The organism is Pseudomonas umsongensis, assembly GCF_002236105.1.
Taxonomy (GTDB): Bacteria; Pseudomonadota; Gammaproteobacteria; order Pseudomonadales; family Pseudomonadaceae; genus Aquipseudomonas; species Aquipseudomonas umsongensis.
Genome location: NZ_NIWU01000001.1, coordinates 1022301 through 1040909, shown reverse-complemented (window position 1 = coordinate 1040909; position 18609 = coordinate 1022301). Strand labels below are relative to the sequence as shown.

Here is an 18609-nt window from a genome sequence, read left to right as displayed (position 1 = left end):
ATCATTCTGACGGGGGGCGCTGTTCATGATGTCTGGCAATGACTCAGACAGACTCAACCCACCAAGGAAACAGCATGCGTAAAAGCCTATCGACTTCATTGCTGATCCCACTCGCAATGAGCTCTGCATTCGCCGTTGCAGCCCCGGATCAAGTTGCGCAGCGCAAGGACGTGTCACTTGCAATGGCCAACGATTTGCTAAATGCCGCGCTGACGGCCTGTCACGCCGATGGCCGCACGGCCGTTGCCGCCGTTGTTGACCGAGGGGGCAATCTGGTTGCCGTGCAACGCGATGACAATGTCGGCCCGCACAACACGTTAGCCGCGCAACGCAAAGCCTATACCGCCCTCTCGACCAAGACTTCGACGCGTTTGTTAGCTGAACGCGCTCGCGCGAATCCAGACGCTGAAAACCTCAACACCCTTGATGAGTTGTTGCTGCTGGGCGGAGGCGTGCCATTGAAATTCGATGGCCAGGTCATTGGCGCCATCGGAGTGGCCGGTGCAGGGGGCGCTGCAAACGATGAAGGTTGTGCAGAGGTTGCTATCAACAAAGTTTTACCTGCCGTTAAAAATTAAGGACATCACCATGACCGTTTTGAAAAGTTTCTTCGCTGGCGCTGTATTGAGTGCCCTTTCAACCCTTGCATCAGCGGCAGCAAATCCATTGAGCGTGCATGTACTCAACTTGCAGGATGGCCTGCCCTCCCCTGGAGTCAATGTCACATTGGAAAAACAGGACGGGAAAAACTGGGACATGCTCAACAGCGCGGCAACCAATGAGCAAGGTCGTATTACCGGGCTGTATCCGGAAGGTCGGGGTCTGGAGAAAGGTACGTACCGTGTCACCTTCAAGACTGGCGAGTGGTTCAAGTCGCACAAAACATCCAGCTTCTTTCCGGAGGTACCCGTCATTTTTGAGGTGGACGGTACCGTTCCTCACTATCACATCCCGTTGCTTCTGAGCCCTTACGGTTTCTCCACATACCGAGGAAATTGATCGTTAAGCGTTACTAAAGGATACCGTTCGAAGGAGAAGACAGCCGCCCCTACTCAAAAGGGCGGCACTGTCGCTTAACTTTTCGGCATCAAAACCTTCAGCGATGACCACGTTCATGCCTTAGGCTTGGTTCACGTTACAGGGGTGATGCCGGTGACAGCGCCTTTCTGATCCTTGACCATAAAATGCAGGCCGCTGATAACTCGACCCGATTGGCCATGCCAGACAAGGGAATGCGGCGGACTTCAAGGTGCAAAGCATAGCGTCCATCATCAGTGTGTACCTATGCGTACTTGATGCAAACCTATACAAGACGCTGTCATTCGCACAAGACTGATCAGCAGTGGGTGACGCCTTCCTTTGTTGATGGATGCCCGTTCTGAGCTCTATACATTAATGACCTGCGCAGAGGGGACAATGAGCCCCAACCTTTGTTTATTAGCGTCCGCTGTGATCGGTTTGAACCTGCGCCTGGGAGCTATAGTTAATTTTCGGCGCTCAGTCCCCTGCCCGATCAGCGCATTACCCGCGTTCAACATGCTTCTCTCGTGCTCAATCTCGAATTTTCTTGTACAATTGCTACTGCGCTGTATAGGTTTGTGTCGGCTTAATGAAAGCGCCATGCAGTCCATAGCCACTGAGGTACGTATGTTCAACTCGAAAATCAAAAAAGAACTGGCCATCAGTAAGCAGCGTTTCGCTGACTGCGAAGCCACCCTCGCAGCATTAGGTGGTTCCATGGCTCTGATTGAGTTCCAACCTGATGGCACGATCCTCGGCGCCAATCACAATTTCCTCAGCGTAATGGGCTATCGCCTTGAGGAAGTTCACTCCCGGCATCACCGCATATTTTGCACACCGACCTACGCAAACAGCGTCGCTTATCAAGGTTTTTGGTCACGCCTGTGTAATGGTGAGTCGATAAACAACCGCTTCCTGCGCCTGGACAAAAAGGGGCATGAGATTTGGCTGGAGGCCAGCTACAACCCTGTTCGCGAAGCCTCTGGGCGGGTGATCAAGGTCGTCAAGATTGCTACTGATGTCACTGCACGGGTGCAGAAGGAACAAGAGCAGGAAAGTCAAATCAACGCGATTAACCGTTCCATGGCAACCATTGAGTTCAACCGGCAGGGAGATGTCATCAGCGCCAACGAGAACTTCCTTGCAGTGATGGGTTACCGCCTCGATGAGATTGTTGGAAAGCACCATCGTCTGTTCTGTGAACGTAGCGAAAGTGAATCCAACGAGTATCGCCAGTTCTGGGAGCACCTGAATAAAGGCGAATTTTTCTCCGGTAACTTCAAGCGCCTCAACCAACAGGGACAAACGGTCTGGTTACGTGCGACTTATAATCCAGTGTTCGACGCCAACGGCAGCCTTTACAAAGTAGTTAAGTTTGCGAGCGATATTACTGCTCAGGTTCTCCAGCAGGAAACTGAGTCACGAGCAGCACGCATGGCCTATGAGACTTCACTGAAAACCGACAATACAGCACAGGAAGGCGCCCGGGTGGTGCAGGAGACCGTGGATGTCATGCAAAGCCTGGCTGGCGAATTGAATCACGCAGCCGAAGGTATCAATGATGTCAGTCAGCAGTCGGAAGTCATCAGCAGCATCGTGCAGACCATCCGTGGCATCGCCGAACAAACGAATCTTCTTGCGTTAAACGCCGCCATCGAAGCGGCTCGTGCCGGAGAGCAGGGTCGAGGTTTTGCGGTGGTCGCTGACGAAGTGCGCAATCTGGCTTCGCGCACAAGCCAGGCCACCATCAAAATTGTCGAAGTGGTGCAGCACAATCGTTTATTGGCCCAGGGGGCAGTAGCGAGGATGGAGGCGAGTAAAGACAAGGCGGAACAAGGAGTCAAATTAGCCGGAGAGGCTGGTCAAGTGATTATGGATATTCAGGATAGTGCTCGCCAAGTCGTACACGCGATCAGAAATTTCTCGTCGACATTAGCTAGATGATTCAGCCTTGCGGCTTGAACAAAATCCTGATTTGACCGACACATTGATGCGTAATTGAAAAATAGGTTTTGAATGAACGAAATATCACAACCAGTCCCTACTTGTAGGGCCTGCAGGGATGGCAAAGAACTGGGTTTTGAGTTCAGTATGGCGTTCCAGCCAATCGTAGATCTGCGCGACAACAGTATTTTTGCCTACGAGGCTTTGGTACGTGGTTGCGATGGCAGTGGTGCCGCTGCCATTCTTGGAAAGGTGAACGAACAGAACCGTTATGCCTTTGACCAAGCATGTCGAGTCAAGGCTGTGGAGCTTGCTTCACGCTTACAAATACCCTGCTTTGTCAGCATCAATTTCTTACCCAATGCGGTATATCAAGCAGCCACGTGCATTCGTGCAACACTTGAAGCCGCACGCAGATTTGGATTTCCCACCGAAAGACTGATTTTTGAGATCACCGAAAACGAAGAGCTGGTGGATAAGGAACATCTAAAAAGTATCATTCGAGAATATCGTCTTAAAGGCTTCAAGACAGCGATAGATGATTTTGGCGCTGGGTACGCGGGGCTCAATTTGCTGGCAGAGTTTCAACCCGACATCATCAAACTGGACATGACCTTGGTACGTAGCATATGCACTGACCCGGTGCGACAGGCAATCGTCCAAGGCATTCTCGGTGTATGCAAAGCGCTCAATATTGAAGTGATTGCAGAGGGCGTAGAGACCAATGCTGAACTACAGCAGTTACTAGCCATGGGCATTAACTACTATCAAGGCTATCTGTTTGCAAAGCCCGCATATGAAACGCTGCCAAACGTCACATGGCCGCCTCAGAACATTGACCAGGAATAGATGCCCTGATTTTTCATAAATCGAGGCGATCAATACGCTGAGTCTTTTGCGCATAATCTGTTTGCTCACAGTATTACTCGGATTGCCCCATCTCCTTTTCTGCTCACCTGGATACCGCACGGCCTTGATCGTCGACGTTGAACACCCACGGTCATGGATCCGTCTTATAGCGGATCAAACCTGACGGTTTAAAGCTGAACAAATACTGAGCTCAAGCGCCCAAAAGCCGTTTAGTCGTGGCCATCGACGTGCGGAAGGATTGCCCCGTATGTTGTAACTTATTGAGCAAACTTGCACCCAACCAAAGTTGGTATCGCGTCTCAGCCACGTAGCGTGCGTCGTCGTTAGGCAGGCAGGCAGGCATTTTTCAACTTCCCCCTGCTCGATGCCGGTGGTGACTCTCGAAACAATTTTTTCTGCCCCATCACGCAAAGTGAGACGCATAGACTCCGAAAGATCAGCCACTTCGGCGCTCAACTTTACAACGAGGCACTCGTCGCCATGTCCGGTCAAAATGCAGCGGTCTTGTCACCCATGCCAGTAGTCCATCAGACACTCATAAGCTGTCAGCCCTGGCTGCGCCAGGCGTGCCCGTACGACGCTCTTTGATAAGCCTGGCCCTGGCGCTGGGTGCGGGACAAATCGCCGTTGTCCAGGCCGATGAAAACAGCGGTTTTATCGAGGGCGCCAGCGCCACGCTGAATCTGCGCAACGCTTAAATCAATCGCAACTTCGTAAACCCCGCCCACCCCAGCAGCGCCGTGCCTCTTACTGGAAGCATCTTTGCCCTTGGCACGACGCCATTAACCTCTGTAGCGACGTCGCCTGCAACTGTGACCAAACTCGCAGCTACACCTGCAAGACTGTAATCCAAGGCTTTGGCCGTAGCCGAGCCTTCGGGCACAAAATCGCGTTGGGCCAGCATCCGTTCACTTGTTGGGATAGCGGGACAACAACAAATCTAGAAATCATCTTCAGTCGCTCTCCTATATTGTATTGCAGCTTGGTGGTCACCACGGTGATCGGAAGGCATTCCAACATCGATTTGACGTGGAGCAGCAACGCTTGGAATTAAGACAACTGCGTTATTTCGTAAAAATCCTCGAACACGGCAGCCTGGGACGCGCAGCGCTTGAACTGGACGTGGGCGTATCAGCCCTTAGCCAACAGATCGCGAAACTTGAAAGTGAACTGTCAACCCGCCTCCTTAATCGCACCACCACTGGCGTCACACCGACCAGCTCCGGTATGGCGTTCCTGCACCATGCCCAGCTGTGTTTGCGGCAGGCCGACAATGCGATCATGGCGGCTCACCGTGGGCGAATGAGTGGGTAAGTCACCGTCGGAATGGCGCCCACGACTGCCACTGTTCTCGCCCTGCCATTGATCAACGCGATGCGAGAGCGCTACCCGGATATTCAATTGCACCTGGTCGAGATGCTGTCCGGGCATTTGGCCACGCAACTCAATGCTCGCCAGATCGACCTGGCCATTCTGTTTCAACTCGAAGGGGGTAAGCGCTGGAGCGTGACGCCGCTGCTCGACGAGAAACTATTTGTCATCAGCTCACCTCACCTGCTCCACGCCCCCCAAGGAACCAGCGTGCAACTGGCGGATCTGGGTCAACTTCCACTGGTGATGCCGAGTGTGCAACACGGTTTGCGTTCTACGCTGATGGTTGCGTTTGAACGTTCGGGATTGGCGCCCAACATCATCATGGAAGTGGATGGTCTTGCCGTATTGATGAACGCCGTACGCGCAGGTCATGCCGCCACCATCCAGCCCGGAGCGGCGGCGGCGCTTAAAGGCGAGTCGGGACTTTCCGTGGTGGAAATTTCCGATGCTCACGTGGGTCGACGAAACCTGTTGGCGACACTGCCTGATGATGAACTGGCTCCCGCAGCCCTGGCGGCGCGGCTGGTCATCACTGATGTCGCGCGACAGTTGGTGATTGATCATCAGTGGCCGGGCGCTTCGTGGATCGAAGACGTCGCGCCATGATCTCTATGCCCCCTACCCCGGCTTTACGGTGAGCGCCAACCGGCAAAGCCTTTACGAAAACTAAACACCCCAACTCATTTCGCGCCTTTCGACAATAAGCTGACAGCACTACCTTCTCCCCACTCGCGAGGAGCACTTCGTTCATGCCTCCTTGCGATTGAGGAGTGATGATGATCGACGTATTAGTAATTGGCGGTGGCAATGCTGCCTTGTGTGCAGCGTTGATGGCTCGAGAGGCCGGCGCTAGCGTCATGTTGCTGGAAGGTGCACCAAAAATCTGGCGCGGCGGCAACTCGCAACACACCCGAAACCTGCGCTGCATGCACGACGCACCGCAAGATGTGTTGGTCGATGCCTATCCCGAAGAAGAATATTGGCAGGATCTGCTGAAAGTCACCGGTGGGATTACCAACGAAAAGCTTGCTCGTATTGTCATCCGCGCCTCGTCGAACTGCCGTGACTGGATGCGCTCCCATGGTGTGCATTTTCAGCCGTCGTTGTCTGGAGCCCTACATGTTGCGCGCACCAATGCGTTTTTCATGGGCGGCGGCAAAGCGTTGGTTAATGCCTACTTCCGCAGCGCCGAGCAGCTGGGCGTCAAGATCCGCTACAACGCACAAGTCACTGACATTGAGTTGAAGGGTGGAGAGTTCGTCGCGGCGTACATCGGTGAACGTGAGGTCGATGGTCAGCGTTTTCCCGCCGAGCGTATCCAGGCCAAGGCCTGCGTTCTGGCCGCTGGCGGATTCGAATCCAACCGCGAATGGCTCCGCGAAGCCTGGGGTCAAAACGAGCGCGGAGAATGGCCTTCAGACAACTTTCTGATTCGCGGGACGCGTTTCAATACCGGCGTACTGCTTCGGCGCATGCAGGCCCTGGGCGCCGATTTCATTGGCGACCCGACGCAAGCGCACATGGTGGCCATCGACGCCCGTGCGCCCCTGTATGACGGTGGTATCTGTACCCGTATCGATTGCGTATCGCTGGGCGTGGTGGTTAATCGCGACGGTGAACGCTTCTATGACGAGGGCGAAGACTTCTGGCCCAAGCGGTATGCGATCTGGGGGCGCCTGGTCGCGGGTCAACCCGGCCAACAGGCTTACTCGATCATCGACCAACAAGCCCTCGGCCGGTTCATGCCGCCTGTGTTTCCGGGCACTAAAGCCAACTCGTTGGAAGATCTGGCCCGCCAGTTGAAGCTTCCCGTTACCCAATTCGTCAAAACCATCGAGCAATACAACGCGGCCTGCCGCGTCGGCACGTTCGACCACACCGCACTGGACGATTGCCACACCGAGGGTTTGGCGCCCGCCAAAACCCATTGGGCCCGCCCGCTGGTAAAGCCACCGTTCTGCGCCTACCCACTCAAGCCCGGCGTGACATTCACCTATTTAGGTCTCGCTACCGACGAAACCGCCGCCGTTCACTTCAACGACAAGCCTAGCCCCAACCTGTTTGTTGCAGGAGAAATGATGGCGGGCAACGTATTGGGCAAGGGCTATACCGCCGGCATCGGCATGGCCATCGGTACCGCATTCGGTCGCATCGCCGGTGTGCAAGCCGCGGCTGCGGCCGGCTTCCTTACCCCTTCATTCACGGAGCCCCAACATGCAGCTGTTTGATCCCCAGGCACCGGGTCAATTGATACCGGTACTCAACCTTGAAGAAAGTGAAGTCCAGCGACAAATGACCGTTTGCAATGCCTGTCGTTATTGCGAGGGCTTCTGCGCTGTATTCCCGGCCATGACAAGGCGTCTGGAGTTTTCTCAGGCAGATATCCATTACCTGGCGAACCTTTGCCATAACTGCGGTGCGTGCCTGCATGCCTGTCAGTACGCTGCCCCTCACGAGTTCGAAATCAATGTGCCCAAGGCCATGGCCAAGGTCCGCCTCGACACTTACGCCGAGTACGCCTGGCCACAGGTGATGGGCAAGTTGTACCGGCGCAACGGACTGACTTTGGCGCTGGCATCCGGTGCAGGGCTCGCGCTGTTTCTCTGCCTCACGTTGTTGGCGATGGGCAATCTGTTTACCGCAATGCCCGGGGGAAATTTCTACGGGATCTTCCCGCATAACACCCTGGCACTGATGTTCGGTGCGGTCTTCGGCTTCGCGGTACTGGCTTTGACGATTGGCGTGCGACGCTTCTGGCGCAACGTTTCACCGGCGGATGCGCCCCGCCAGGAAAAGACAGCCGCTGTGCTGGAGGCCACGGCCAACGTCGCCCAACTCAAATACCTGGACGGGGGTCATGGCGAGGGCTGCAATAACGCCGATGATCAATTCACCCAGTGGCGGCGGCGCTTCCACCACTTCACCTTCTACGGCTTCATGCTGTGCTTCGCCGCCACCGGTGTCGCCACGCTCTACCATTTCCTGTTGGACTGGTCGGCGCCCTACCCCGTCCTGAGCTTGCCGGTAATGCTGGGTATCACCGGTGGACTCGGCCTGCTGATCGGCCCCGCAGGCCTGTTGTGGCTGAATCTGCGTCGCCACCCCGAGCACGGCGACGAGAATCAGAAACCCATGGATCGCGGCTTTATCGCGCTGCTGTTTCTAGTTAGCGCCAGCGGCCTCGCACTTCTCGCGTTTCGCGACACCACTGCCCTGGGCCTGCTGCTGGCGATCCATCTCGGCCTGGTCATGGCGTTTTTCCTGACCATGCCCTACAGCAAATTCGCCCATGGCATTTTCCGCAGCGCCGCGCTGCTCAAATACTCCATCGAAAAACGCCAACCGAACCCGATCAACGCTGGAAGCGACTGATCGTTGAGCCATCTATTCCAAAAACAATATTGATCACCACGGTAGCCATGATGAAAACAACAACTCAAGACACCCGATCCAAGGGGTCGAAACTGGGCGCCATCCTGCGTGTCACCAGCGGCAATTTTCTCGAACAGTTCGACTTCTTTCTGTTCGGGTTCTACGCGACCTACATCTCGCAGACTTTCTTCCCTGCCACCAGCGAGTTTGCTTCGCTGATGATGACCTTCGCCGTATTCGGCTCGGGGTTCCTGATGCGTCCGTTGGGCGCTATCGTGCTGGGGGCGTACATCGACAAGGTGGGACGGCGCAAGGGACTGATCGTGACGCTGTCGATCATGGCTGCCGGAACAGTATTGATCGCCTTGGTACCCGGCTACGCCAGCATAGGCATCGCAGCGCCGATATTGGTGTTGCTCGGGCGACTGTTGCAGGGATTCTCCGCGGGTGCGGAAATGGGGGGTGTTTCCGTGTACCTGGCTGAAATCGCCACGCCCGGACGCCGGGGTTTCTTTACCAGTTGGCAGTCGGCCAGCCAACAAGTGGCAATCATTCTTGCGGCTTCGTTGGGTTATGCGATTAACGCGTCCATGGACGCTGCGGACGTTGCAGCCTGGGGCTGGCGTATCCCATTCTTCATTGGTTGCCTGATTATCCCGTTCATCTTCATCATTCGCCGCTCGCTTCAGGAAACCGATGCTTTCAAAGCGCGCAGCCATCACCCAAGTGCCAGTGAAGTCTTTCGCTCGATGCGCGACAACTGGCGCACGGTACTGGCTGGTGGTCTGTTAGCGTCGATGACCACCACCACGTTCTATCTCATTACCGTCTACACCCCGACTTTTGGCCGGTCTGTACTGAACCTGAGCACCAGCGACAGTCTGGTGGTCACGCTCTTCGTCGGCCTGAGCAACTTCATCTGGCTACCCATCGGCGGTACGATCTCTGATCGCATTGGTCGCCGCCCCTTGTTGCTGGCGGTCAGCTTGCTGTGCATCTTCACCGCCTATCCCGCCATGCATTGGCTGGCCGCGGCGGCAAGCTTCGAACGACTGCTCGCCGTGCTGCTGTACTTCTCTTTTTTCTTTGGCATTTACAACGGCGCGATGGTTGCGGCATTGACCGAGGTAATGCCGCAGAACGTACGAGTCGTAGGATTTTCACTGGCATTCAGTTTGGCAACGGCTGTGTTTGGCGGTTTTACACCCGCCATCTCAACAATCCTGGTACAGGCAACAGGAGACAAGGCGTCGCCCGCCTACTGGCTGATGTTTGCTGCGGTGTGTGGGTTCACAGCGACGACGATCCTGTATCGCAGGCAAAAAGCAGTGCCAGTCAACGCTTGATCAAAGATAGGTTTCGGCGGAATTCAGGGCTTTGCGCTGAATAGATATCGCGCCCTGGCCTGCATTGAGTCCTCTTCGTCTCAATGCAGGCCAACAACCTACCTATCCTTTCCAGAGCCCTGCTCCACGGTGCCCAAACCTAAAACCAGAGCAAACAACATCTCGGGTGCGCGAGGCCGCGATCAGGGGATCACCAAAGAACGATGTCGTAGGTAAAGTAGACCCGGTTGCTGTCTCGGCCACGGGAATAATCCGAACGGTAAACGTAGTTACGCAACCGCACACCCAGGCCTTTGAAGGTGCCTTGCTGTACGACGTAAGCCAGTTCGGCATCACGCTCCCACTCTTTTACCGTGGTGTTGGATTTACCGTCGTTGCCGCTCAAATAGCGGGTGGAGAACGTCAGGCCCGGCACACCAACGGCAGCAAAGTTATAGCCGTAATTGAGCATCCAGGTTTTTTCATCTTCCTCGACGAACTTGCCTATCCCGGCGTTGCTGAACGAGTAAACCGTAGCGCCACTGATAAAGGGCAAACCAGCATCACCACTCAGGGTCTGGTATCCGCCACCGAAGGTATGGCCGGAGATGGCGTAGGACAGTTGCCCGCTCAGCATGTTGTTGTCGATCTTGCCGCTGTAGGCAGAACCGGTATCAACACTGTTGAAGTAGCGCAAATCACTGGTCAGCACGCCGCCGCCCAACGGAAGATCGTGCTGGATACCCGCAAAATTCTGACGGTAGAAATTTTCCAGCTCGCCGTAGAAGTAACTCAAGCGAATGGTTTTCCCCAGCTTGTACTCGGCCCCTGCGTAGCTGAAGTCGCCTGATTTATCACCGCCATAACCGTCGGGCACAATCGGCATGCTGTCGGTGGAATCACGCTGTTTGAATCGATCCAGGTAGCCCCCGGTGAGGGTGAGGTTGTCGATGTCGACGCTACTGATATGTGTGCCCTGGAACGTTTGCGGCAATAGTCGCGCATCGTTGTAGATCAGCACCGGAGTCTTGGGTAACAAGGTGCCGTATTTGACCGTGGTCTTCGCCAATTGGGCCTTGGCGGTCATGCCCAGGCTTGAAAACTCGTCAGCCGCACGTCCGTCATCATGGACAGGCAACAAGCCAGTGCCGCTACGGCCCCGGCCGGAGTCAAGCTTGACCCCGAGCAGGCCAAGGGCATCCACACCAAACCCGATGGTGCCGGGGGTAAACCCTGACTGGTAATCCAACAGGAATCCCTGGGCCCACTCGGTTCGCTCGCTCTTCGCCGTCCTTGCCGATTTGGCACTCAAACCATGCTCGTCGCGGAAATTTTCATTGAAATAGACATTACGCAATTGCAGCTTGAGCTTGCTGTCATCGATAAATCCTTGCGCACTGGCACTGGCCAGCGGCATCAAACAAAGAAGTGGAAATAGCGCCCGTTGGGTGTGCAAAGTGGTCATGACAAGCTACTCATTGTTGTTTTTTTGGAGTGCAGGACAGCGCGCGCCTCACTGGCGAGGCGCGTCGGGAAAAAGCAAGTGGTGTTGGGGGAATCAGGTGAAGAGACTGATCGCCCCGGTCAACAGCGCTAGCGCGGTAATCACCAGGGAAGTGAGCACCGCCCATTTGACGGTGGCTTTCTGGAAGTCGCCGATATCGCGATCAACCATTCCCACCAGCAACAGGGTTGAAGCTACCAACGGACTCATCAGGTGTACTGGCTGGCCGAGAATCGATGCGCGGGCGATCTCCACCGGATCAATGCCATACGCCGCAGCGGCATTCGCCAGGATGGGCACCACACCGAAATAGTAAGCATCGTTGGACAGGACGAAGGTCAGCGGCATGCTGGTAATCGCCACTACCAGTGGGAACAGATGCCCCCAAGACGGTGGAATCCAGTCAACCAGGGTTTGCGCCAGCGAGTCGACCATCTTGGTGCCGGAAAAAATCCCGGCAAAGATACCGGCGGCAAACACCAGGAGTACGACTGTCATCGCGTTGCCCGAATGGGCAAGGATGCGTTCCTTCTGAATATCCAGTTGCGGATAGTTGATCATCAGCGCCAGTACGAATCCGATCAGGAACAGGATCGCGGAATGCATGATCCCCATCACCAGCGCTACCATCACCACGATCACCAACAGCAGGTTGACGTAGGCCAGCTTCGGGCGCTTGTGCGGAGTGTCTTCAAGAATCGCCTTGATGTAGCAATCACCGCCGCCGCTTTCCAGTTGGATATTACCGATACGCTTGCGCTCGGCACGGCCCAGCAGGAAGGCAGTGAAGACCACCCACATTGCACCGCCGATCATGGTCGGCAGCAAGGGAACGAAGTAGGCGCCGGCATCCAGGCCCAGCGCCGCGATCGCTCGGGTCGCGGGCCCTCCCCAAGGGGTCATGCCACTCATGATGCTCAGAGATAGCATGGCAATGGTCGCCAGGATCATTGGATTCATCCCGATACGTTTGTACAGGGGAAGCATTGCCGCACAGGTAATCATGTAGGTGGTGGTGCCATCACCGTCCAGAGCTACCAGCAGCGACAACAACGCTGTGCCGACCGCGATTTTCATCGGGTCGCCGTTGACGCGCTTGAGGATCTTGCGAATCAGTGGGTCAAACAGGCCGGCGTCGATCATCAAGCCAAAAAACAAGATCGCGAACAGCAGGAGCGCGGCCGAAGGTGCGACCATTTTCAAGCCGTCGAGCATCATCTTGCCGGTAGTGCCCCCAAAACCGCCAATGACGGCAAACACAATCGGCACCACTGTCAGGGCGACAATCGGCGACAACCGTTTGGTCATTATCAGGACTGTGAAGACCACCACCATGGCCAAGCCAAGCAATGCGAGCATAGTTAAGTTCTCTTGTTCTTATGAGTAGCGTGGCCGACGCACAGACGCACGACCCCGTGCCCGCCAGATGGCACGATCAACGGTACCTGGCGGGGGTGTTAATTGAAGTATTGAAGGGGGCTCGATTCAGCCGTGACCGGTTAGACGTGTTCCGTGACCTTCAGGCCGTCCCAGTCCGGCGTCTGGACTTGGGTAGAGGCCACCGCGGGCAAAGGTGTGCCGTCCAGGGTGCGCATCAGGGTCTCGCGATCGCAGGCGTTCTCCGAGATGGACATCACCACGGTAGCCACCGCGTTGCTTGCCAGACTGGTCAATGCCCGGGCTTCCGACATGAAGCGGTCGATACCGATCAGCAGGGCGAGGCCGGCCAGGGGAATGTCATGGATCACGGTGAGTGTCGAAGCCAGCGCGACAAAACCGGCGCCGGTGACACCCGCGGCCCCCTTGGAGGACAAGAGCATGATCGCCAGCATGGTCACGGTCTGGGTCATGCTCAGTTCGATGTTGCAGGCTTGGGCAATGAACACTGCTGCCAGCGAGAGGTAGATCGCCGTACCGTCGAGGTTAAACGAGTAACCCGTTGGCAGCACCAACCCCACCACACCTTTCTTGCAACCCAGGGCTTGCAGCTTTTCCAGCATCCGCGGCATCACAGGCTCAGTGGAAGAAGTCCCCAACACCACCAGGAATTCTTCACGGAAGTAGCGCAGCAACTTCCAGAGGCTGAAACCATTGGCCCGGCAAATGCTCCCCAGCACCACAAAGACGAAGAACGCGCAGGCGATGTACAACGTCATGATCAACTTGGCTAACGAGCCCAGCGATGTAATACCGTACTGGCCTACGGTGAACGCCAAAGCGCCGAAGGCACCGATCGGAGCGAAGCGCATCAGGTAGGAGAAGATCTTGAACACCATGTGCGAGGCGGATTCCAGTACATCCAGCACCGGCTTGCCACGCTCGCCGATCGCCGAGAGTGCAAAACCGCAAAGCACTGCGATGAACAACACCGGCAGTACTTCACCTTTATTGAAAGCACCGATGAACGTGTCCGGGATGATGTGCATGAAAAACTCGACCACTCCCAGCTTCGCGGCAGAATCGGTGTACTGCGACAGGCCCTTGGTGCTCAACTGGGTGGGGTCAATGTTCATGCCCACACCGGGCTTGAACAGGTAGACCGACACCAGGCCGATGATCAAACTGATCACGGTCAGCGCCAGGAACAGCAGCATGGTCTTGCTCAACAGGCGGCCGAGGGAGCGTTTGTCGCTCATGCCGGCGATGCCGGTGACGATGGTGCAGAAAACCACCGGAGCGATCATCATCTTGATCAGCTTGATGAAGGCATCACCCAGCGGTTTCAAGGCAATGGCCTGTTGCGACCAAAAATGTCCGACCAGCACGCCCAACAGCACGGCGAGGAGGATCTGGAAGTAGAGCGATTTTACAACTTTCATGGCATCACCCATTTTTAGAATTGTGCTGATGCAACAACGGCAATGACTGGGGGGAATTATCCGGCGAGTCGTTGGGAAGCCGCGGCGTAGACAAAACCGGAGAACAGTCGACGCGATGTACGTACCACCGAGGCGCGAATGGTCTCACCCTGATCGCCGGTGTAAGACAATACGACATCTATTCCACCACTTGGATGTTCAATGCGTACTTGCTTCAAGCGCGGCTCGCTAACCCCGCCAAGCAATTGCGCGACCACACTGCCTGGCGTGACGCAAGCGGTGGCCAGGCCGATGGAACCGGTGATCGCCAAGGCCCGGTGGCAGTTGTGGGGCATGAAGTAGCGCACCTGGATTGTGCCGCCGGCCTTGGCCGGAGATACCAGTACGGGCTTGGGAATCACTTTATCGCTGACATCACCCAGGCCCATTGCCAGGCCCGCTTGCAGTCGCAAGGACTCCAGGCGACGCAGGAACTCTTTATCGGCATCCAGTTCAGCAGGGCTTTCATCACCCTGTTTACCCAGTTGGCCGGCTTCGACGATCATCATCGGCATTGCCATGTCGATGCAGGTCACGGGGATACCGTCGATTAAATCCTGCGTTTGCCCCGTCGGGAAAAGTTTGCCGGTCTTGCTGCCCGCAGCATCCAGGAACGTCAGTTGCACAGGAGCGGCGGTACCCGGCACTCCATCGATGGCGGTGTCGCCTTCATAGCTGACCGTGCCACCGGGGGTCTGTACCTCGGCGTTCACAAAAGTCCCGGTATTGAGGTTGCGAATACGCACACGGGTCAGGTCTTTGCAGGCTTTGACCAGCCCCTGCTCGATGGCGAACGGGCCAACGGCGCAGAGCATGTTTCCGCAATTGGGCGCGGTATCGACTCGACGCTGGGAGACCATGACCTGAACGAACAAATAGTCGACATCCGCATCAGGATGCAGCGACGGGCTGACGATCGCCACCTTGCTGGTTTGTGGGCTACCGCCACCGATACCGTCAATTTCCAGCTCATGCCCAGAACCCATAAGGTTGAGCAACAGTTCATCACGCTCTGCGATCGCAACAGGTAAATCCCAGGCGAGGAATACCGGGCCCTTGGAAGTACCACCGCGCATTAGCACACAGGGAATTCGTTGCATGAATACTGACTCTTGTTGATCAATGGGGGTTATTGATGTCTTGTGAGCAAGAGTCGCAGGCTTTCAAAATTGTTTCCAATGCAAATATCAGCCTGATTATTGCGTTTGACGAATGATAAACCTAGGATGACTGGGCTGACCAACGCTCCTCTGAGGGGATAAAAAAAGTGAATTATGAGCTCAATGACATTCGATCTTTCGTGAAGATCGCAGAACTTGGCAGTTTCCACGAAGCTGCCGATGCATTGCATCTCTCTCAACCTGCGTTGAGTCGCAGAATGAAAAAGCTTGAAGAGGGATTGGGAACAGCGCTCCTCGATCGCACGACAAGAAGGGTAAGCCTCACCAGTGTCGGGCGAGACTTCCTGCCCAAGGCACGACGCTTACTGGATGACTTCGACGACTCGATACTCAACATCCGGGAGCTGGCGGAACGCCAAAGCGGCCGGGTAACCCTGGCCTGCATCCCCACCGCAGCCTTCTATTTTTTGCCATCGGTCATCCGTCTCTACAACGAGCGCTATCCACAAATTCGCATTCGCTTGCTTGACCTGAGTGCGAACGAAGGGCTGGAGGCTGTCCTGCGTGGCGAAGCCGACTTTGGCATCAACATGATGAGCGGCCAGCACCCGGACATAGAGTTCGTGCCGTTGGTCAACGAGCCTTTTGTACTGGCGTGTCGACGCGATCATGAGTTGGCCAAACGAAGCGCCGTCACCTGGTCTGAACTCAGCAATTACCGCCTGATCGGGGTCGGTCGCCTGAGCGGCAACCGAATGTTGCTTGACCACGCTTTGTCGGGCTTGAGCTGGCGCCCGCAGTGGTTTTATGAGGTGCAACACCTGTCTACATCGCTGGGTCTGGTAGAAGCTGGATTAGGCGTTTCGGCAATGCCGAGCCTGGCAATGCCTGCAGTGGATCATCCAACGTTGGTGAGCATCCCTTTGATCGAGCCTGTTGTGAACCGATCGTTGGGACTGGTTTACCGACGAGGCGCCTCCCTCTCCCCTGCAGCGGAAAAATTCGTCTCCATCCTACTGGAACAGTGGGAGCAATGACCCTTGAGTTTCCGCTAGCCTAAGTTGAGAGAAAGGCCGATCGGCTTGGGCGGCTTATCCAGCAAAACGCGCCGGTGCATCAAATCAATGATCACATTTTGGCGCGTGTCAGCCGTAATCGGGTCGCCTCCTACCTGTGACACTCAGCCGCTTACGAATAACACTCGCAGAAATCTAAGCGACTGGATCGTCCGGCACTGTTTTTATCGTACACCCCTTCGATCCTTGGTCTTTACTGCCAAGCGGACAGGAGCGCTCGATTTCGACCTGTCCTTAGGACTTAGTCAACGCCATCTAGGGAATGATCGATGAAGTGCATCCAGTTGAAAGAAAATCATCCGGGAAAAATGCCTAAAAAACGCGTTGCATTTCAATGGACAGCCATTGGGATGTTGGTATTCAGCTTTCCGCTCAGCGGCCTCAGCGCTGCAAAGGCGGCTACTCAAGTCGCAGACACCGTCTATTTCGGCGGCTCTATCTTGACCATGGAAGGTGATAATCCAACCTATGCTGAGGCGATTTCCGTGAAGGACGGAAAGATTCTGTCTGTCGGAAACAAGACTGATGTCCTGAAGGGTCAGGGAGATCACAGTCGCCTTGTGGATTTGAAAGGTAAGGTACTTCTTCCGGGATTCATTGATGCGCATGGCCATGCCTGGACAACGGGCTTTCAGAAACTGTCCGCTAACCTGCTGCCACCTCCGGATGGCGGGGGCAAATCCATTCCAGCGGTGGTAGCTGCGTTGAAAAGCTGGCAGCAAAAAAACGCTGTCGCTATCGATAAGGTTGGCTGGATTGTCGGATTTGGCTATGACGACTCTCAATTGGTGGAGCAGCGCCATCCCAACGCAGATGATCTTGACCAGGTTTCTACCGAGCTGCCTGTTGTCATTATCCATCAGTCAGCCCACCTGGCAGTGATGAATCATAAAGCACTGGAAATGTCCGGCATTTCGGCGCAGAGCACCGACCCTTCCGGCGGCGTGATTCGTCGTACAAGCGACGGTAAAACCCCTGACGGCGTGCTGGAGGAAATGGCGTTTTTCGCCCCGATCTTCAAACTGCTGGCCACTTTTGACCCTTCGGTGAATGAAAAAATTGCCTTGGCCGGTGCCGATTACTACGCACAATACGGATTTACCACGGCCCAGGAAGGCCGAGCCAGCAAAGCGCAGGTAGAGACCTGGCAAAAACTGGCCAGCCAGAAAAAGATGAAGATTGATGTGGCAGCCTATCCAGACCTTCAGGCTGAGCAGGCTTTCATGAAAACGGTTTCTCCGAGTGTCGAGTACGACAACCACTTCCGGATCGCCGGGGTAAAGCTCAGTTTGGATGGCTCTCCCCAAGGACGCACTGCTTGGCTGACAGAACCGTACAAGGTTCCGCCGCCAGGCCAGGCAGCCGACTACAAAGGCTACCCTGCAATTCCCAAAGCTGAAGATAGAGAAGCGCTTGTCAATCAGGCATTTGAGAGTAACTGGCAGGTGCTTGCCCATTGCAATGGTGATGCTGCATCCGACGCATTCATTGATGCGGTGACAAAAGCCGAAAAAAGGTACGGCAAAGGTGATCGTCGGACGGTGATGATTCATGCTCAGGCTGTTCGTGAAGATCAGTTGGACAAGATGAAATCGCTGGGCATAATCCCGTCTTTCTTCGGCATGCAGACCTTCTATTGGGGGGACTGGCACCGCGATGTGACCATGGGCAAAGAGCGTGCATTTCGTTGGGATCCTGCCGCCTCTGCCATCAAACGCGGAATGCTTTTCACTGAGCATCACGACGCGCCAGTCGCCACACCTAGCGCAATGATGATCGTCTTTGCCTCAGTCAACCGCACCAGTCGCTCGGGAGAGGTGATTGGACCTGACCAGCGCATCAGCCCATACGTGGCTTTGAAGTCCATTACGGCCTCTGCGGCTTATCAATATTTTGAAGAACGGAGCAAAGGAACCTTGCAGCCAGGCAAACTCGCCGACTTCGTTATCTTGAACAAGGATCCTACCAAGGTTGCCCCTGAAACCATCAAGGACATCCAAGTTCTCGAAACGATCAAAGAGGGCGACACTGTCTATCAGGCAGTAGAAGGATAACTATTTCTAGAAGTCGCGGCTTATCGCGGTGTTGGAAGCCGGTAGGTGTGTTTGGCAAACGCTTACGCATGATGCGCGGACAAGGTGAGGC

General features: G+C 55.4%; 14 protein-coding genes and 2 pseudogenes. 12 read left to right on the top strand and 4 right to left on the bottom strand.

Annotation, left to right across the window (positions count from 1 at the left end):
* Positions 1–74 precede the first annotated feature (74 nt).
* From PSUM_RS04560 to tcuC, 10 genes and pseudogenes are all read left to right on the top strand, one after another.
* A complete protein-coding gene (locus tag PSUM_RS04560) occupies positions 75–578 on the top strand; it encodes a GlcG/HbpS family heme-binding protein (RefSeq protein ID WP_083349086.1) in 504 nt (167 codons plus the stop codon).
* A 10-nt stretch (positions 579–588) separates the two neighbouring features.
* On the top strand, positions 589–999 hold the full coding sequence (uraH, locus tag PSUM_RS04555; protein ID WP_083349085.1) for a hydroxyisourate hydrolase: 411 nt from the start codon (positions 589–591) through the stop codon (positions 997–999).
* Between the two features lie 366 nt (positions 1000–1365).
* Positions 1366–2421, top strand: a pseudogene (locus PSUM_RS32560) (PAS domain-containing protein); the annotation flags it as partial.
* Between the two features lie 33 nt (positions 2422–2454).
* Positions 2455–2964 carry a methyl-accepting chemotaxis protein gene (locus PSUM_RS32555; protein ID WP_225441944.1) on the top strand — a complete coding sequence of 170 codons (510 nt, stop codon included), beginning with the start codon at positions 2455–2457 and terminating at the stop codon, positions 2962–2964.
* Positions 2965–3036: 72 nt separating this feature from the next.
* The gene (locus tag PSUM_RS04545) at positions 3037–3813 is read left to right on the top strand and encodes an EAL domain-containing protein (protein ID WP_083349083.1); all 777 of its coding nucleotides are present in this window, start codon (positions 3037–3039) and stop codon (positions 3811–3813) included.
* 587 nt (positions 3814–4400) lie between these two features.
* Positions 4401–4532: a hypothetical protein gene (locus PSUM_RS32330; RefSeq protein ID WP_263863846.1), complete on the top strand. Its 132-nt coding sequence runs from the start codon at positions 4401–4403 to the stop codon at positions 4530–4532.
* A 346-nt stretch (positions 4533–4878) separates the two neighbouring features.
* Positions 4879–5814 (top strand): annotated as a pseudogene (locus tag PSUM_RS04530) (LysR family transcriptional regulator).
* A 170-nt stretch (positions 5815–5984) separates the two neighbouring features.
* A complete protein-coding gene (tcuA, locus tag PSUM_RS04525) occupies positions 5985–7436 on the top strand; it encodes an FAD-dependent tricarballylate dehydrogenase TcuA (protein ID WP_020797488.1) in 1452 nt (483 codons plus the stop codon).
* Positions 7423–8580 carry a tricarballylate utilization 4Fe-4S protein TcuB gene (gene tcuB / locus PSUM_RS04520; protein ID WP_020797487.1) on the top strand — a complete coding sequence of 386 codons (1158 nt, stop codon included), beginning with the start codon at positions 7423–7425 and terminating at the stop codon, positions 8578–8580. The genes tcuA and tcuB overlap by 14 nt, the downstream gene beginning before the upstream one ends.
* Before the next feature lie 47 nt (positions 8581–8627).
* Positions 8628–9926, top strand: coding sequence for an MFS transporter (tcuC, locus tag PSUM_RS04515; RefSeq protein ID WP_020797486.1), 1299 nt, complete (start codon positions 8628–8630; stop codon positions 9924–9926).
* Positions 9927–10116: 190 nt separating this feature from the next.
* On the opposite strand, the gene PSUM_RS04510 is transcribed toward tcuC, so the two are convergent.
* From PSUM_RS04510 to PSUM_RS04495, 4 genes are all read right to left on the bottom strand, one after another.
* The gene (locus tag PSUM_RS04510; RefSeq protein WP_083349081.1) at positions 10117–11370 is read right to left on the bottom strand and encodes an OprD family porin; all 1254 of its coding nucleotides are present in this window, start codon (positions 11368–11370) and stop codon (positions 10117–10119) included.
* Between the two features lie 93 nt (positions 11371–11463).
* The gene (locus PSUM_RS04505) at positions 11464–12768 is read right to left on the bottom strand and encodes a CitMHS family transporter (RefSeq protein ID WP_020797484.1); all 1305 of its coding nucleotides are present in this window, start codon (positions 12766–12768) and stop codon (positions 11464–11466) included.
* A 140-nt stretch (positions 12769–12908) separates the two neighbouring features.
* Positions 12909–14240: a C4-dicarboxylate transporter DctA gene (gene dctA, locus PSUM_RS04500; RefSeq protein ID WP_083349080.1), complete on the bottom strand. Its 1332-nt coding sequence runs from the start codon at positions 14238–14240 to the stop codon at positions 12909–12911.
* Positions 14241–14284: 44 nt separating this feature from the next.
* Positions 14285–15367, bottom strand: coding sequence for a 4-oxalomesaconate tautomerase (locus PSUM_RS04495; protein ID WP_083349079.1), 1083 nt, complete (start codon positions 15365–15367; stop codon positions 14285–14287).
* Positions 15368–15534: 167 nt separating this feature from the next.
* On the opposite strand from PSUM_RS04495, the gene PSUM_RS04490 reads away from it, so the two are divergent.
* Both PSUM_RS04490 and PSUM_RS04485 read left to right on the top strand, forming a co-directional pair.
* On the top strand, positions 15535–16425 hold the full coding sequence (locus tag PSUM_RS04490; protein ID WP_020797481.1) for a LysR family transcriptional regulator: 891 nt from the start codon (positions 15535–15537) through the stop codon (positions 16423–16425).
* A 308-nt stretch (positions 16426–16733) separates the two neighbouring features.
* Complete coding sequence (locus PSUM_RS04485) at positions 16734–18518, top strand: amidohydrolase (protein WP_083349078.1); 1785 nt, start codon at positions 16734–16736, stop codon at positions 18516–18518.
* The last annotated feature ends 91 nt before the right edge of the window (positions 18519–18609 follow it).

Coding starts and splice junctions, on each gene's coding strand:
- PSUM_RS04560 (WP_083349086.1), top strand. CDS start 75: ATGCGTAAAAGCCTATCGACTTCATTGCTGATCCCACTCGCAATGAGC.
- uraH (WP_083349085.1), top strand. CDS start 589: ATGACCGTTTTGAAAAGTTTCTTCGCTGGCGCTGTATTGAGTGCCCTT.
- PSUM_RS32555 (WP_225441944.1), top strand. CDS start 2,455: ATGGCCTATGAGACTTCACTGAAAACCGACAATACAGCACAGGAAGGC.
- PSUM_RS04545 (WP_083349083.1), top strand. CDS start 3,037: ATGAACGAAATATCACAACCAGTCCCTACTTGTAGGGCCTGCAGGGAT.
- tcuA (WP_020797488.1), top strand. CDS start 5,985: ATGATCGACGTATTAGTAATTGGCGGTGGCAATGCTGCCTTGTGTGCA.
- tcuB (WP_020797487.1), top strand. CDS start 7,423: ATGCAGCTGTTTGATCCCCAGGCACCGGGTCAATTGATACCGGTACTC.
- tcuC (WP_020797486.1), top strand. CDS start 8,628: ATGATGAAAACAACAACTCAAGACACCCGATCCAAGGGGTCGAAACTG.
- PSUM_RS04510 (WP_083349081.1), bottom strand. CDS start 11,370: ATGACCACTTTGCACACCCAACGGGCGCTATTTCCACTTCTTTGTTTG.
- PSUM_RS04505 (WP_020797484.1), bottom strand. CDS start 12,768: ATGCTCGCATTGCTTGGCTTGGCCATGGTGGTGGTCTTCACAGTCCTG.
- dctA (WP_083349080.1), bottom strand. CDS start 14,240: ATGGGTGATGCCATGAAAGTTGTAAAATCGCTCTACTTCCAGATCCTC.
- PSUM_RS04495 (WP_083349079.1), bottom strand. CDS start 15,367: ATGCAACGAATTCCCTGTGTGCTAATGCGCGGTGGTACTTCCAAGGGC.
- PSUM_RS04485 (WP_083349078.1), top strand. CDS start 16,734: ATGAAGTGCATCCAGTTGAAAGAAAATCATCCGGGAAAAATGCCTAAA.